Source organism: Micromonospora sp. KLBMP9576 (assembly GCF_050941805.1).
Classification (GTDB): Bacteria; Actinomycetota; Actinomycetes; order Mycobacteriales; family Micromonosporaceae; genus Micromonospora.
On sequence record NZ_CP194567.1, the window covers coordinates 4,403,507 to 4,418,360 of the forward strand.

The 14,854-nt window shown below is 71.3% G+C and carries 14 protein-coding genes; 4 read left to right on the forward strand and 10 right to left on the reverse strand.

Going from position 1 to position 14,854, the window contains the following annotated elements; genetic code table 11:
* Positions 1–20: 20 nt before the first annotated feature.
* From ACQ452_RS19205 to ACQ452_RS19240, 8 genes are read right to left on the reverse strand one after another with little or no spacing between them, the layout of a single operon-like run.
* Positions 21–452: a metal-sulfur cluster assembly factor gene (locus ACQ452_RS19205; protein WP_433386505.1), complete on the reverse strand. Its 432-nt coding sequence runs from the start codon at positions 450–452 to the stop codon at positions 21–23.
* The gene (sufU, locus tag ACQ452_RS19210) at positions 449–916 is read right to left on the reverse strand and encodes a Fe-S cluster assembly sulfur transfer protein SufU (protein ID WP_433386507.1); all 468 of its coding nucleotides are present in this window, start codon (positions 914–916) and stop codon (positions 449–451) included. The genes ACQ452_RS19205 and sufU overlap by 4 nt, the downstream gene beginning before the upstream one ends.
* A complete protein-coding gene (locus ACQ452_RS19215) occupies positions 916–2,220 on the reverse strand; it encodes a cysteine desulfurase (RefSeq protein WP_433386509.1) in 1,305 nt (434 codons plus the stop codon). Before ACQ452_RS19215 ends, sufU begins: the two co-directional genes overlap by 1 nt.
* Positions 2,221–2,252: 32 nt before the next feature.
* Positions 2,253–3,026 (reverse strand): Fe-S cluster assembly ATPase SufC, encoded by a 774-nt coding sequence (gene sufC, locus ACQ452_RS19220; RefSeq protein WP_433386510.1) that lies wholly within the window; start codon positions 3,024–3,026, stop codon positions 2,253–2,255.
* Positions 3,026–3,352, reverse strand: a complete 327-nt coding sequence (locus ACQ452_RS19225; RefSeq protein WP_433386511.1) for a non-heme iron oxygenase ferredoxin subunit — start codon at positions 3,350–3,352, stop codon at positions 3,026–3,028. The genes sufC and ACQ452_RS19225 overlap by 1 nt, the downstream gene beginning before the upstream one ends.
* Complete coding sequence (gene sufD / locus ACQ452_RS19230; RefSeq protein ID WP_433386512.1) at positions 3,352–4,494, reverse strand: Fe-S cluster assembly protein SufD; 1,143 nt, start codon at positions 4,492–4,494, stop codon at positions 3,352–3,354. The genes ACQ452_RS19225 and sufD overlap by 1 nt, the downstream gene beginning before the upstream one ends.
* A 55-nt stretch (positions 4,495–4,549) precedes the next feature.
* Positions 4,550–5,980, reverse strand: a complete 1,431-nt coding sequence (gene sufB, locus ACQ452_RS19235; protein WP_433386513.1) for a Fe-S cluster assembly protein SufB — start codon at positions 5,978–5,980, stop codon at positions 4,550–4,552.
* Positions 5,977–6,732: a helix-turn-helix transcriptional regulator gene (locus ACQ452_RS19240; protein WP_433386514.1), complete on the reverse strand. Its 756-nt coding sequence runs from the start codon at positions 6,730–6,732 to the stop codon at positions 5,977–5,979. Before ACQ452_RS19240 ends, sufB begins: the two co-directional genes overlap by 4 nt.
* A 115-nt stretch (positions 6,733–6,847) precedes the next feature.
* Here ACQ452_RS19240 and ACQ452_RS19245 point away from each other — a divergent pair, with 115 nt between their 5' ends.
* Positions 6,848–7,801 (forward strand): COX15/CtaA family protein, encoded by a 954-nt coding sequence (locus ACQ452_RS19245; protein ID WP_433386515.1) that lies wholly within the window; start codon positions 6,848–6,850, stop codon positions 7,799–7,801.
* Between the two features lie 212 nt (positions 7,802–8,013).
* Here ACQ452_RS19245 and ACQ452_RS19250 read toward each other — a convergent pair whose 3' ends face one another.
* The gene (locus tag ACQ452_RS19250; RefSeq protein WP_433386516.1) at positions 8,014–8,343 is read right to left on the reverse strand and encodes a hypothetical protein; all 330 of its coding nucleotides are present in this window, start codon (positions 8,341–8,343) and stop codon (positions 8,014–8,016) included.
* Positions 8,344–8,601: 258 nt separating this feature from the next.
* Entirely contained in the window at positions 8,602–9,558 is a 957-nt protein-coding gene (locus tag ACQ452_RS19255; protein ID WP_433386517.1) for a heme o synthase, read from the reverse strand.
* A gap of 254 nt (positions 9,559–9,812) precedes the next feature.
* Here ACQ452_RS19255 and tkt point away from each other — a divergent pair, with 254 nt between their 5' ends.
* From tkt to ACQ452_RS19270, 3 genes are all read left to right on the forward strand, one after another.
* On the forward strand, positions 9,813–11,945 hold the full coding sequence (gene tkt, locus ACQ452_RS19260; RefSeq protein ID WP_433386518.1) for a transketolase: 2,133 nt from the start codon (positions 9,813–9,815) through the stop codon (positions 11,943–11,945).
* 16 nt (positions 11,946–11,961) lie between these two features.
* Positions 11,962–13,140: a transaldolase gene (gene tal, locus ACQ452_RS19265; protein ID WP_433386519.1), complete on the forward strand. Its 1,179-nt coding sequence runs from the start codon at positions 11,962–11,964 to the stop codon at positions 13,138–13,140.
* A gap of 64 nt (positions 13,141–13,204) precedes the next feature.
* On the forward strand, positions 13,205–14,854 hold the full coding sequence (locus ACQ452_RS19270; RefSeq protein ID WP_433386520.1) for a glucose-6-phosphate isomerase: 1,650 nt from the start codon (positions 13,205–13,207) through the stop codon (positions 14,852–14,854).

Here is a 14,854-nt window from a genome sequence, read left to right on the forward strand (position 1 = left end):
CCGCGCTCGACGATGCAGCGTCAGACGTTGAAGCCGAGGGAACGGAGCTGGTCGCGCCCCTCGTCGGTGATCTTGTCGGGGCCCCACGGCGGGAGCCACACCCAGTTGATCCGGATGTCGCCGACCAGGCCCCCACCGGGGCCGGTGGTGAGCGCCTGCCGCGTCTGGTCCTCGATGACGTCGGTCAGCGGGCACGCCGCCGAGGTCAGCGTCATGTCCAGGGTGGCGACGTTGTCGTCGCCGACGTGCACGCCGTACAACAGGCCGAGGTCGACCACGTTGATGCCCAGCTCGGGGTCGACGACGTCCTTCATCGCCTCCTCGATGTCGGCGACGGCGGCCTTCCCGCCGGCGGCCGGCGCACCGGTCGCGGCCGGTGCGGCGTCCACGGCCGGGGCGGTCCCGCCCTCGGTCGTCGGGGTCGCCTCGGTGGCGGTGTCCTCGCTGCTCATGCCTCAACCTCCGAAGGGCTCACGCTTACACCGGCGCGTGCCGCGGCGTCCTTGAACGCCATCCACGGCAACAGCGCGCACTTGACCCGGGCGGGGTAGCGGGCGACGCCCGCGAACGCGACCCCGTCACCGAGCACGTCCTCGTCCGGCGTGACCTGGCCACGGCCGGACATCAACTCCACGAACGCCTCGTGCACCCGGAACGCGTCGCCCGCGCCCCGGCCCACCAGCAGCTCGTGCAGCACACTCGCCGACGCCATGCTGATCGAGCAGCCCAGCCCGTCGTACGAGACGTCGTGCAGCACGTCGCCGTCGGTGGCCACCCGGACGGTCACCTCGTCACCGCAGGTCGGGTTGACGTGGTGCGCCTCGGCGACCCGGGCGTCCGCGTCGCGCAGGCCGCGACCGTGCGGGTGCTTGTAGTGGTCCAGGATGATCTCCTGGTAGAGAGATTCGAGCTGCATCAGTCGAACACCTTCCGCACCCGCGCCAGGCCCTCCACCAGGGCGTCGATCTCCCCGGTGGTGGTGTAGAGGTAGAACGAGGCCCGCGTCATGGCCGGCACGCCGAAGCGGGTGCAGACCGGCTTGGCGCAGTGGTGACCGACGCGCACCTGCACACCCAGCGAGTCGAGCACCTGCCCCACGTCGTGGGGGTGGATGTCGCCGAGGGCGAACGAGATGGTGCCGCCCCGGCCCACCGGCACGGTGGGTCCGAAGATCCGCAGGCCGGGCACCGTGGCGAGGGCGTCCAGCGCGTACGCCGTCAGCTCCTTCTCGTGCCACTGGATGGCCCGCATCCCGACGCCGGTGAGGTAGTCGACGGCCGCGCCGAGCGCGACCGCCTCGGCGATCGGCGGGGTGCCCGCCTCGAACCGCGCCGGCGGCGCGGCGAACGTCGAGCCCGCCAGCGACACCGTCTCGATCATCGAACCGCCGCCGAACACCGGCGGCATCGCCGCCAGCAGCTCCGCGCGACCCCAGAGCACCCCGATGCCGGTCGGCCCGCACATCTTGTGCCCGGTGAAGACGACGAAGTCGGCGTCGTATTCGACCACGTCCATCGGCATGTGCGGCACCGACTGCGAGCAGTCGAGCAGCAGCAGCGCCCCCACCTCACGGACCCGCGCGGTGATCCGCGAGGTGGCGTTGACCGTGCCGAGGATGTTGGACATGTGCACCAGCGAGACGATCTTCGTCCGTTCGGTGACCAGGTCCTGAAGCCCCGACTCGTCCAGTCGCCCCTGGTCGGTGACCGGGAACCAGCGCAGGGTCGCGCCGGTGCGCTCGCAGAGCAGCTGCCACGGCACGATGTTCGAGTGGTGCTCCATCTCGGAGATCACCACCTCGTCACCGGGGCCGAGCCGGAAGCGCGGGTCGGCGTCGGGCCGCAGCGAGGCGTTGGAGAACGCGTACGCCACGATGTTGATCGCCTCGGTGGAGTTCTTGGTGAACACCACCTCGTCCACGCTCGGCGCGTTGACGAACGCGGCGATCTTGGCCCGCGCGCCCTCGTACGCCTCGGTGGCCTCGGTGCCCAGGGTGTGCACCGAGCGCGACACGTTGGCGTTGTGCATGGCGTAGTGCGCGCCGAGCACGTCGAGCACCTGCCGCGGCTTGTGGGAGGTGTTGGCGCTGTCGAGGTAGACCAGCCGGTGGCCGTTGACCTCCCGGTCGAGGATCGGGAAGTCGGCGCGCACCTTCGCCACGTCGTAACGCGGCACGTCGTCGTACTGCGGCATCCCCGCCGGGATCGCGATGGAAGTCATGTCGACCGGCCCACCCATTCTTCCGAGGGGACTCAGGCCCGCGCCGCGCCGGCTCCGGCGGCGTACCGCTCGTAGCCCTCTTCCTCGAGCTTGTCGGCCAGCTCCCGGCCGCCCTGCTCGACGATCCGGCCGGCGACGAAGACGTGCACGAAGTCCGGCTTGATGTAGCGCAGGATCCGGGTGTAGTGGGTGATCAGCAGCATCCCGGTGTCGCCGGTGTCGCGGACCCGGTTGACGCCCTCGCTGACCACGCGCAGCGCGTCCACGTCAAGGCCGGAGTCGGTCTCGTCGAGGATGGCGATCTTCGGCTTGAGCAGCTCGAGCTGCACGATCTCGTGCCGCTTCTTCTCGCCGCCGGAGAAGCCCTCGTTGACGTTGCGCTGGGCGAACGCCGGGTCCATCTGGAGGCGCTCCATGGCCCCGCGCAGCTCGCCGCCCCAGGTGCGCAGCTTCGGCGCGGTGCCGTCGATGGCGGTCTTGGCGGTACGCAGGAAGTTCGCGACCGAGACGCCGGGGACCTCGACCGGGTACTGCATCGCCAGGAAGAGGCCGGCGCGGGCCCGCTCGTCGACGGACATGGCCAGCACGTCGACGCCGTCGAGCGTCACCGAACCGCCGGTGATCTCGTACTTGGGGTGGCCCGCGATCGAGTAGGCCAGGGTGGACTTGCCGGAGCCGTTCGGGCCCATGATCGCGTGAGTCTGACCGGAGTTCACCTCCAGGTCTACCCCATGCAGGATCGGCTTGAGCTCACCCTCGGGCAGCTTGACCGACACCTTCAGGTCGCGGATCTCCAGGGTGCTCATTATCGGGTCACTCCATTGCTCGGCGTGAGACTGACGTAGATGTCGCCGTCTCGGACTTCGACGGGGTAGACGGGAACGGGTTCGGTGGCGGGCAGCCCGGTCGGCTCGCCGGTCCTCAGGTCGAAACGGGACCCGTGCAGCCAACATTCCAGCGTGCAGCCCTCGACCTCCCCCTCGGAGAGGGCGACCGCGGCGTGCGAGCACTCGTCGTAGGCGGCGTAGAAGGCGCCGTCCTCGCCGTGCACCAGCGCGATCGGCGTGCCGTCGACATCCGCGCTGACCACGGTGCCCTTCGGCACGTCCTCGGTGGAGCAGAGGCGGATCATCAGGCGCCGGCCTTCGCGAGCCTGCCCTCGATCGCGTCGCCCAGCCGCTCGCGCAGCGACTCGACCGGGATCTTGTTGATCAGCTCGGCGAAGAAGCCACGGACCACCAGGCGCCGCGCCTCGGACTCCGGGATGCCCCGGGCCATCAGGTAGAACAGCTGCTCGTCGTCGAAGCGCCCGGTCGCGCTCGCGTGCCCGGCGCCGGCGATCTCGCCGGTCTCGATCTCCAGGTTGGGTACGGAGTCCGCCCGCGCGCCGTCGGTCAGCAGCAGGTTGCGGTTGATCTCGTACGAGTCGGTGCCGGTCGCCTCGGCGCGGATCAGCACGTCGCCCACCCAGACGGTACGGGCGCTCGCGCCCTGCAACGCGCCCCGGTAACCGACGTAGCTGCGGCAGTCCGGCACGCTGTGGTCGACCAGCTGGCGGTGTTCCAGGTGCTGGCCCGAGTCGGCGAAGTAGAGGCCGTACAGCTCGGCCTCGCCGCCCCGCTCGGTGTACTCCACCGAGGTGTACTGCCGGACCAGGTCGCCGCCGAGGCTCACCTGGACGTGCACCACCTTCGCGTCCCGGCCCAGCTTGATCTTCAGGTGCTGGGCCTGCACCGCGTCGCCGGCCCAGTCGGCGACGGTGACCAGGGTCAGCTTCGCCCCGTCGGCCACCGCCACCTCGACGTTGTCGGCGAGCGTCGTCGAACCGACGTGCTCCAGCACCAGGGTCACCTCGGCGAACCGGCCCACCTCGACGAAGGTGTGCCCGAAGGCCACGCCCTCGGCGCCCTCGCCGACCACCCGCAGGCTCACCGGCTCGGCCACCACGGCGTCGCGGGCGACCTGGACCAGCAACGCCTGCCCGGCCCCGCCGTAGGCGAGCGCGCTGACCCGGTCGACCGGGGTGAGCACGCTGCCGACCCTCGGGTCGTCGGTGCCGATCCGCCCCACGACGACGCCCTCGGGCAGGTCGCCGTGCTCGTGACGGACCGTGCCGGCGGCGGCCTGCGGCCCACCGGCGAGCCCGCGCAGCCGCTTGATCGGGGTGAACCGCCACTCCTCCTCCATGCCGGTGAGGGCAGGGAAGTCGGCGGCGTCGTACGAGCGCAGCGCCTGCGACTTGGTGCTGGGCGGGGCGGAAGCCTGGGTAGTCATCTCTTCCTTGCTCTGTTCTGCGACGACGGTGTCATTGACCGGAAGGGGGCCGGCGTCAGCCGACCGCGCCCTCCATCTGGAGCTCGATCAGACGGTTGAGCTCCAGGGCGTACTCCATCGGGAGTTCCTTGGCGATCGGCTCGATGAAGCCACGCACGATCATCGCCATCGCCTCGTCCTCGCTCAGACCCCGGCTCATCAGGTAGAAGAGCTGGTCATCGCTGATCTTGGAGACGGTGGCCTCGTGCCCCATCGACACGTCGTCCTCGCGGATGTCGACGTACGGGTAGGTGTCCGAGCGGGAGATGGTGTCGACCAGCAGCGCGTCGCACTTGACCGTGCTCCGGCTGCTGTGCGAGCCCTCCAGCACCTGCACCAGGCCCCGGTACGACGTGCGGCCGCCACCGCGGGCGATCGACTTGGAGATGATCGTGCTGCTGGTGTGCGGCGCGGCGTGCACCATCTTGGCGCCCGCGTCCTGGTGCTGGCCCTCGCCGGCCATGGCCACCGAGAGCACCTCGCCCTTGGCGTGCGGGCCGGTCATGTAGACCGCCGGGTACTTCATGGTGACCTTGGAGCCGATGTTGCCGTCGACCCACTCCATGGTCGCGCCCTCGTGGCAGACGGCGCGCTTGGTGACCAGGTTGTAGACGTTGTTAGACCAGTTCTGGATGGTCGTGTAGCGGCACCGGGCGTTCTTCTTGACGATGATCTCCACGACGGCGCTGTGCAGCGAGTCGGAGGAGTACATCGGCGCGGTGCAGCCCTCGACGTAGTGCACGTACGCGCCCTCGTCGACGATGATCAGGGTCCGCTCGAACTGGCCCATGTTCTCGGTGTTGATCCGGAAGTAGGCCTGCAACGGGATCTCCACCTGCACGCCCTTCGGCACGTAGATGAACGAGCCGCCGGACCACACGGAGGTGTTCAGCGCCGCGAACTTGTTGTCGCCGACCGGGATCACCGTGCCGAAGTATTCCTTGAAGACGTCCTCGTGCTCCCGCAGCGCGGTGTCGGTGTCGAGGAAGACGACGCCCTGCTCCTCAAGGTCCTCACGGATCTTGTGGTAGACGACCTCGGACTCGTACTGCGCCGCGACGCCGGCGACCAGCCGCTGCTTCTCCGCCTCGGGGATGCCCAGCCGGTCGTAGGTGTTCTTGATGTCCTCGGGCAGGTCCTCCCAGCTCGTGGCCTGCTTCTCCGTGGAGCGCACGAAGTACTTGATGTTGTCGAAGTCGATCCCCGTGAGGTCGGCGCCCCAGGCCGGCATGGGCTTGCGACCGAACAGTCGCAGGCCCTTGAGCCGCAGGTCGAGCATCCAGGCCGGCTCGCTCTTCTTGGCCGAGATGTCCCGCACCACCGCCTCGCTGAGGCCGCGCTGGGCGACGGCCCCGGCGGCGTCCGGGTCGGACCAGCCGTACTCGTAGCGACCCAGGGCGGCGAGCTGCTCTTCCTGGGTCTGGGGCTGGACGATCTGCTCGGTCATCTATCTGTCCTCACAGTGGTGACGGTCTTTGCGGACTGGCGCCCCGGCTGGGCCGGGATGTGCGTGGTGCACACCCCGTCGCCGTGCGCGATGGTGGCCAGGCGCTGCACGTGGGTGCCGACCAGGCGGGAGATGACCGCGGTCTCGGCCTCGCACAGCTGGGGAAACTCGGCGGCCACGTGCGCCACCGGGCAGTGGTGCTGACACAGCTGGCCGCCGGAGGCGATCGTGGACGCGTTCGCAGCGTAACCCTCGGCGGTCAGCGCCCCGGCGAGTGCCTCGGCCCGCGCGAGCGGGTCGTCGCCGGCGTCCTCCATGGCGGCCCGGCAGCGGCTCTCCAGGGCGGCGACCTGGTCGGCGGCGAAGGCCTCCACCGCCTCCGCGCCGCCGCTGCGCGAGATCCAGCGCAGCGCGGCGGTGGCCATGTTGTCGTAGTGGTGGGTGCCGCAGCGGCCCCGGGCGGCGTCGGTCAGCACGAACACCTTCGCCGGCCGGCCCCGCCCCCGGTGGCCGCGGACGGCCTGCTCGCGGGCGAGCACGTCACCGTCGGCGAGCATCGCGTCGAGGTGCCGGCGGATCGCGGCCGGGCTGAGCCCGAGCGCCGAACCGAGCTGCACGGCGGTGGTCGCACCCCGCTCCAGCAGGAGCTGGGTGACGCGGTCACGGGTGGAGAGATCCGCGACGGACGCGGACTGACCGGCGGTCGGGACGACCGCCGGCTGGTGCCCCGAGAGCGCCGCCGCGTTTTTCACAACGCCAACGTTACGTAATTACCCCGGGGCCCGCAAACCGGGGTCCCGGTGATCCGAGCCACCGCGCCCACGGAGTCGCCCGATCGGGGTCCACTACCGTGCGTAGGATTGCGCCGTGAAGCGACCCGTCCGGTTCCCGGTCTCCACCACCCTGCTGCGCCGTCTCGCGTACGCCAACATCGTCGCGAACGTGGCGATCGTCGTCACCGGCGGCGCCGTCCGACTGACCGCGTCCGGTCTCGGCTGCCCCACCTGGCCCCGGTGCACCGATGAGTCCTACACCACCACGCCGGAGATGGGCGTGCACGGGGTGATCGAGTTCGGCAACCGCCTGCTCACGTTCGTCCTGGTGCTGATCGCCGGAGCGACGTTGCTGGCGGCACTCCTGCACCGTCCGCGCCGGCGCAGCGTGGTGCTGCCCGCGATCGCCGTCGTGGTGGGCATCGTCGCCCAGGCCGTGATCGGCGGGATCACGGTGCGCACGCAACTGCACCCCTCGATCGTGGGCATCCACTTCGTGGTCTCGATGCTGCTGCTGCTCGCCGCGTACACCCTCTGGCGTCGGGTCGGCGAGCCGGACGCCCCGAAGGTCCTCCTGGTGCCGGAACCGATCCGGACGCTGGTCCGGGCGACCGTGGCGACGAGCGCGGCGGTGATCGTCGTCGGGGTGGCGGTGACCGGCAGCGGTCCGCACGCCGGTGACGCCGACGCGGTCCGCAACGGGCTGGATCCGCAGACGATCTCGCAGGTTCACGCCGACCTGGTGTTCCTGCTCCTCGGCCTGAGCGCGGCCCTGTGGCTCGCCCTACGGGCGGTGGGAGCACCGGCCGCCGCGGTCCGCGCCGCCGCGGTGCTGCTCCTGGTCGAGTTGGGTCAGGGCGTGGTCGGCTTCGTGCAGTACTTCACGGATCTCCCGGCTGTCCTGGTCGGCGCGCACATGCTGGGGTCCTGCCTGGTCTGGCTGGCCACCCTGGCGGTGCTGTGGTCGATCCGGGAACGCCGGCCGGTCACGCCGCCGCCGGCGCGGGCCGCCGCGCCGAGCCGGACGTCCGCCCCGGTCCCGGCCTGAGCCGGGGCCTGCGGGCCGAGCCGGCGGCCGGCTCGAAGACGTACTCGCCGCGGGCGTGTCGGCCCAGTCCAGCGCCTCGGTGCTCACGCCGCGGCGCGCCAGCGGTTCGAGCAGCAGCCAGCCGTCGGGGTCGAGGTCGGGCGGTTAGGCACAGGTGACGAGAGCGACCCGGGGTTCCCCCCGGGTCGACTGGTGGTGATCGGCCACGTGTGTCAGCGGGACATCGGGCGCCGGCCCATCGAGCGCCACAGGTCGTTGCTCGAACGCATCTGGTCCATCAGTTCCCGCTCCCAGGCGTTCTCGACGGTGACTCCCGCCTCCGCGCAGGCCCGCCGCGCCACCCCGGTGTCGCCGGCGAACTGGTCGCCCCACACCCCGTCCTCACCCACGAGGACGATGCGCGCGCCACGCTTGCCGACGTACTCGATGACCGCTTTCGCGCCGCCGTGCTCGGCGGCGAACGACCTGAGGCCCGCGACCAGCCCCTGGGGGGTCTTGGCGGTCTGCTCGGCCATCAGCGTCGTATCGGAACCATCTGCCATGTCGGGAAGCGTAAGCAGACTTACCCCCGGCCGGGCGAGAACCATGAACCTTTTGTGATGCCAATTACCTGGAGGTTTAAGGACGCCCACGGGCAACAGGCCCGGATATATCCGACTTGCCCGCCCAAAGAACCGCACCCAAGGCCGCCCTACCCGGGTCATCCGCGCAGTTGCGGGCCCAAGCCGACGGGTAACCCAATATGATAAGAAACCCGGACATGCCATACAGGATGCTGATTTACCGTCACGAAGCCGGGATCAGATCAGCGCGTCGACGGCAACCGCTACGAAGAGGATGGTCAGGTAGGTCGTCGACCAGTGGAACAGCCGCATCGGCTTGACCGCCTGCCCCCGCGCCGCCCGGCGGGCCAGCTTGTGCGCCTCCACCACGAAGATGGCACCGACCACCACGGCCGGGACGCCGTAGATCAGGCTCATCCCCAGCGGCCAGGCCGCCAGCGACGACGCCACGGTCAACCAGGCGAAGCCGATGATCTCGGCGTTCACCCGGCGGGTCGAGGCCACCACCGGCAGCATCGGGATGCCGGCGCGCGCGTAGTCGTCCTTGTATTTCATCGCCAACGGGTAGAAGTGCGGCATCTGCCAGAAGAAGACCACCGCGAAGAGCGCCCACGCGGCCGGGGCGAGCGTCCCGGTCACCGCCGCCCAGCCGATCAGCACCGGCGCCGCCCCGCAGGCCCCGCCCCAGAACGTGTTCGCCGTCGTGGTCCGCTTGAGCCAGAGGGTGTAGACGAGGTCGTAGTAGAGGATCGCGGCCAGCGTGAGCGCGGCGGCCAGCAGGTTGGTGAACACCGCCATCAACGCGACCGACACCGTCGCCAGCACCAACCCGAAGATCAGCGCGTTGCGGGGCGTCACGGTGTGCGTGGGCAGCGGGCGGCGCTTGGTGCGCCGCATCAACTGGTCGATGTCCCGGTCGATGTAGCAGTTGATGACGCTGGCCGCGCCGGCGGCGAGCGAGCCGCCCACCAGCACCACGGCCATCAACCAGAGCGACGGCACGCCGCCCTCCGCGAGCATCATCGCCGGCACCGTGGTGACGAGGAGCAACTCCACGATCCGCGGCTTGGTCAGCGTCACGTACGCCGCGACCACCGCCCGGACGTCCCGGCGGGCCACCGCCGACGCCCCCGCGGCCGGCACCGGCGGCTGCCCGGCAGAGTTGCTGACGGGGCGCTCGGTGATCATGCTCACGGATTGCCACCTTCCGGCGTCGGCAGGGGAGGTCAGATCGGGTCGGGCCCGGGCACGGGCCACACACCGCACCACACACTACGCGTCGTCGTTTTGGCTGCCCGGGCGACCCGACAACGGTGCGGGCCGTCACACCGTCGAGGCGCATCGCCACCGGCACAGACAGCATGCAGAGATCCCTGGGCGGACGTTTAGGACGGCTCGATAGGGTCATCAGTGAGGGTTCCGCCCATCTGCCGAGGAGCACAAGCATCGTGGCTGCCAACCGACCCGAGCACCCCGCACTCAACTGGTCCGACCTCGACCGCCGGGCCGTCGACACCGTCCGCGTGCTGGCCATGGACGCCGTGGAGAAATCCGGCAACGGCCACCCGGGCACCGCGATGAGCCTCGCGCCCGCGGCGTACCTGCTCTTCAACCGGGTCATGCGGCACAACCCGGCCGACCCGAACTGGCCGGGGCGGGACCGCTTCGTGCTCTCCGCCGGCCACTCCAGCCTCACCCTGTACATCCAGCTCTTCCTCTCCGGCTACCCGCTGGCCCTGGAGGACCTGCGGTCGCTGCGGCAGTGGGGCTCGCTGACCCCGGGGCACCCCGAGCACGGGCACACCCCGGGCGTCGAGACCACCACCGGCCCGCTCGGGCAGGGCCTCGGCAACGCGGTCGGCATGGCGATGGCCGCCCGCCGCGAGCGCGGCCTGTTCGACCCGGAGGCGGACCGGTCGGTCTTCGACCACGACATCTGGTGCATCGCCTCGGACGGTGACATCGAGGAGGGCATCAGCCACGAGGTCAGCGCGCTCGCCGGGCACCAGCAGCTCGGCAACCTCACGGTGATCTACGACGACAACGAGATCTCGATCGAGGACGACACCCGGATCGCCAAGAGCGAGGACGTGGCGGCCCGTTACGAGGCGTACGGCTGGCACGTGCAGACGGTCGACTGGCGCGCCGGCGACGCCGACCAGGGCGACTACCACGAGGACGTCGAAGCCCTGTACCGGGCGCTGCTGGCGGCGAAGGCCGAGACCGGCCGCCCCTCCTTCGTGGCGCTGCGCACTATCATCGGCTGGCCCGCGCCCAACAAGAAGAACACCGGCAAGATCCACGGCTCGGCGCTGGGCGGCGACGAGGTGGCCGCCACCAAGCAGCTCCTCGGCTTCGACCCGGCCAGGAGCTTCGAGGTCGACGAGGAGGTGCTCGGGCACGCCCGCCTGGTCATGGAGCGCGGCGCCGAGGCCGAGCAGGAGTGGACCGCGGCGTTCGACGCGTGGGCGAAGGCCCAGCCGGAGCGCCGCGCGCTCTACGACCGGATGGCCGGGCGGGTCCTGCCGACCGGCTGGACCGAGGCGCTGCCGCAGTTCCCGGCCGACGCCAAGGGCATCGCCACCCGGGCTGCCTCCGGCAAGGTCCTGGAGGCGCTCGCCCCCGTCCTGCCGGAGCTGTGGGGCGGCTCGGCCGACCTGGCGGAGAGCAACAACACCACCATGAAGGGCGAGCCGTCCTTCGTTCCCGCCGTGCACGCCACCAAGGACTTCCCCGGCCACGAGTACGGCCGCACGCTGCACTTCGGCATCCGCGAGCACGCCATGGGCGCGATCCTCAACGGCATCGCCCTGCACGGCGGCACCCGCCCGTACGGCGGCACCTTCCTGGTTTTCAGCGACTACATGCGCCCGGCGGTGCGGCTCGCCGCGCTGATGAAGCTGCCGGTGGTCTACGTCTGGACGCACGACTCGATCGGCCTCGGCGAGGACGGCCCCACCCACCAGCCGGTGGAGCACCTGACCGCGCTGCGCGCCATCCCCGGCCTGGACGTGGTCCGCCCGGCCGACGCCAACGAGACGGCCTGGGCCTGGCGGCAGGCCCTGGAGCACACCGACCGGCCGACGGCGCTGGCGCTGAGCCGGCAGGCCCTGCCGACGCTGGACCGGTCCACCCTCGCGGGTGCCGAGGGCACGGCCAAGGGCGGTTACGTGCTGGCCGAGTCGTCCAACGGCAAGCCGCAGGTGATCCTCGTCGGCACCGGCTCCGAGCTGCAGCTCTGCCTGACCGCGCGCGAGCGGTTGGAGGCCGACGGCACCCCGACCCGGGTCGTCTCGATGCCCTGCCAGGAGTGGTTCTTCGAGCAGGACGAGGCATACCGGGAGTCGGTACTGCCCCGTGGGGTAAAGGCACGGGTGAGCGTGGAGGCGGGCATCGCCATGTCGTGGCGCGCCATCGTCGGCGACTGCGGCGAGAGCGTCAGCCTGGAGCACTACGGCGCCAGCGCCCCGCACTCCGTGCTCTTCGAGCAGTTCGGCTTCACCCCCGACCGGATCGTGGCCGCCGCGCACGCGGCCCTGACCCGGGTGGGCGACATCACCGGTTTCACGACCGGCAACTGAGGGGAGCGTGGACGGCATGACGGACAGGCTGAGTGAACTCACCGCCGCAGGCGTGGCGGTCTGGCTCGACGATCTTTCCCGGGTACGGCTCTCCTCCGGCGGGCTGGACCAGCTCCGCCGGGAGAAGCACGTGGCCGGGGTGACCACCAACCCGACGATCTTCGCGAAGGCGCTGAGCGACGCCGACGAGTACGACTGGCAGCTGCGCGACCTCGCCACCCGTGGGGTGCAGGTCGAGGAGGCCGTGCGGATGCTCACGACCTACGACGTGCGCTGGGCGTGCGACGTGATGCGCCCGTCGTACGAGGGCAGCGGCGGGGTCGACGGTCGCGTCTCCATCGAGGTGGACCCGCGGGTGGCCCACGACAGCGACAAGACCGTCGCCGAGGCCAAGGCCCTGTGGTGGCTGGTCGACCGGCCCAACCTCTTCATCAAGATCCCGGCCACCGAGGCCGGCCTGCCGGCGATCACCGCCACCCTGGCCGAGGGGATCAGCGTCAACGTCACGCTGATCTTCGGGCTGGACCGCTACTCCCAGGTGATGGAGGCGTTCCTGGCCGGCCTGGAGCAGGCGAAGGCGAACGGGCACGACCTGTCGAAGATCGGGTCGGTCGCGTCGTTCTTCATCTCCCGCGTCGACGCCGAGGTCGACAAGCGGCTGGAGAAGATCGGCTCCGCCGAGGCGAAGGAGCTGCGCGGCAAGGCCGCCGTCGCCAACGCCAAGCTGGCGTACGAACGCTACTGCGAGGTGTTCTCCGGCGACCGCTGGCAGGCTCTCGCCGACGCGGGCGCGCACCCGCAGCGGCCGCTGTGGGCCTCCACCTCGACCAAGAACCCGGACTACCGGGACGTGATCTACGTCGAGGAGCTGATCGCCCCCGGCACGGTCAACACCATGCCGGAGCCGGTCGTGCACGCCTACGCCGACCACGGCGAGACCCGCGGCGACACCATCACCGGCTCGTACGACGAGGCCCGCAAGGTCTTCGCGGACCTGGAGTCGGTCGGCGTCGACCTGGCCGACGTGATCGGGGTCCTGGAGCGCGAGGGCGTGGAGAAGTTCGAGACGAGCTGGCAGGAACTGCTCGACGGCGTACGCAAGTCGTTGTCGGCCGCGGGCCAGGGCGCCAGCCGCCCGGGCGACGCCGCGAAGGGCAACGCGCAGGCCGCCCAGCAGGCGGGAGGCAACGCGTGAGCGAGCCGATCACCAGGATCAGCGGCGTGGCGTCGCACTCCGCCGGGCGAAACGGGGCGGCGCGGTGAGCGACCTCCTCAACGGGGCGGTCGAGGCCGCCGCCGGGCTCAGCGTGCACGGGGCCGACACGGTCGACGGGTCGGCCCCCGCCTCCACCCGGGAGGCGCTGGTCAGCGCCGGCGTCCCGGCCAAGCTGGCCGCGAAGGACCCGACCCTGTGGGGCCCGGACGCCGAGGCCGAGGCGAAGGTCCGCCTCGGCTGGCTGGACGTCCACCTGCGCAGCCGCGACCTGCTCCCCCAGCTCGCCGAGCTGAAGGCCGAGCTGGCCGACCTGGACCACGTGGTGCTCGCCGGGATGGGCGGCTCGTCGCTGGCCCCCGAGGTCATCGCCCGTACCCTCGGCAAGCAGCTCACCGTGCTCGACACCACCGACCCGGGGCAGGTCCGGGCGGCGCTGGCCGACCGGCTGGAGCGCACCGTGGTCGTGGTGGCCAGCAAGTCCGGCTCGACGGTCGAGACCGACAGCCACCGCCGGGCCTACTGGCAGGCGTTCCTCGACGCGGGGCTGAGCGAGGCGGAGGCCGGCCGGCACTTCGTCATCGTCACCGACCCGGGTTCGCCGCTGGAGGCCACCGCCGCCGAGATGGGTGCCTTCACCGTGCTCGCCGACCCGAACGTCGGCGGGCGATACTCCGCGCTGACCGCGTTCGGGCTGGTCCCGTCGGCCCTGGCCGGCGTCGAGGTGGCCGAGCTGCTCGACGAGGCGGAGGCGCTCGCGCGGTCGCTGGGCGGTGACCGCGACAACCCGGGCCTGGCGCTCGGCGCGGCCCTCGGCGCGGCGGCCACCATGGGCCGGGACAAGATCGCCCTGGTCTCCGACGGCACCGGCATCGAGGGCCTCGGCGACTGGGCCGAACAGTTGATCGCCGAGTCCACCGGCAAGGCCGGGGTCGGCATCCTGCCGGTCGTCGTGGAGTCGCCGCAGAGCCCCGGCGCCACCGGCGACGACGTGCTCACCGTCACCTACGGCGGCGCGCTCGCCGCCGGCGCCGTCCCCGGCGGTGGCGCCGACGCCGACGTGGCGGTCAACGGGCCGCTCGGCGCGCACTTCCTGGCCTGGGAGTACGCCACCGCGATCGCCGGCGTGGTGCTCGGCATCGACCCGTTCAACCAGCCCAACGTCACCGAGTCCAAGGAGAACACCAACCGGATCCTCGCCTCGGGTGCGCCGGCGGAGACGCCGTCGTTCACCGAGGGCGCGATCGAGGTGTACGCGCCGCAGGGCGCCCCGGGTGATCTGGCCGGCGTCCTGCGTCAGCTTGTCGACGGGGTGGGCGACGGCGGCTACCTGGCGGTGCTGGCGTACCTAGACCGGTTCGCCGACGCCGACGCGGCCGGGCTGCGCCCCCTGCTGGCCTCGGCCGGCGGGCGTCCGGTCACCTTCGGGTGGGGACCACGGTTCCTGCACTCCACCGGCCAGTACCACAAGGGCGGCCCGCAGGTCGGCAGCTACCTCCAGCTCACCGGCGCGGTCGCCGACGACCTGCCGGTGCCGGGCCGGCCGTACACCTTCGGGCAGTTGCAGGCGGCGCAGGCCGCCGGCGACCGGCAGGCCCTGGCCGAGCGCAAGCGCCCGGTGGTGCGGCTGCACCTGACCGACCGGTCGGCGGGCGTGGCCCAGCTGCTCGATGCGGTGGGGGCGTTGCGGACGTGA

Bases quoted from the DNA above. Each gene is read 5' to 3' on its own strand.
- ACQ452_RS19205 (WP_433386505.1), bottom strand. From the start codon at position 452: ATGAGCAGCGAGGACACCGCCACCGAGGCGACCCCGACGACCGAGGGC.
- sufU (WP_433386507.1), bottom strand. From the start codon at position 916: ATGCAGCTCGAATCTCTCTACCAGGAGATCATCCTGGACCACTACAAG.
- ACQ452_RS19215 (WP_433386509.1), bottom strand. From the start codon at position 2,220: ATGACTTCCATCGCGATCCCGGCGGGGATGCCGCAGTACGACGACGTG.
- sufC (WP_433386510.1), bottom strand. From the start codon at position 3,026: ATGAGCACCCTGGAGATCCGCGACCTGAAGGTGTCGGTCAAGCTGCCC.
- ACQ452_RS19225 (WP_433386511.1), bottom strand. From the start codon at position 3,352: ATGATCCGCCTCTGCTCCACCGAGGACGTGCCGAAGGGCACCGTGGTC.
- sufD (WP_433386512.1), bottom strand. From the start codon at position 4,494: ATGACTACCCAGGCTTCCGCCCCGCCCAGCACCAAGTCGCAGGCGCTG.
- sufB (WP_433386513.1), bottom strand. From the start codon at position 5,980: ATGACCGAGCAGATCGTCCAGCCCCAGACCCAGGAAGAGCAGCTCGCC.
- ACQ452_RS19250 (WP_433386516.1), bottom strand. From the start codon at position 8,343: ATGGCAGATGGTTCCGATACGACGCTGATGGCCGAGCAGACCGCCAAG.
- tal (WP_433386519.1), top strand. From the start codon at position 11,962: ATGACGGACAGGCTGAGTGAACTCACCGCCGCAGGCGTGGCGGTCTGG.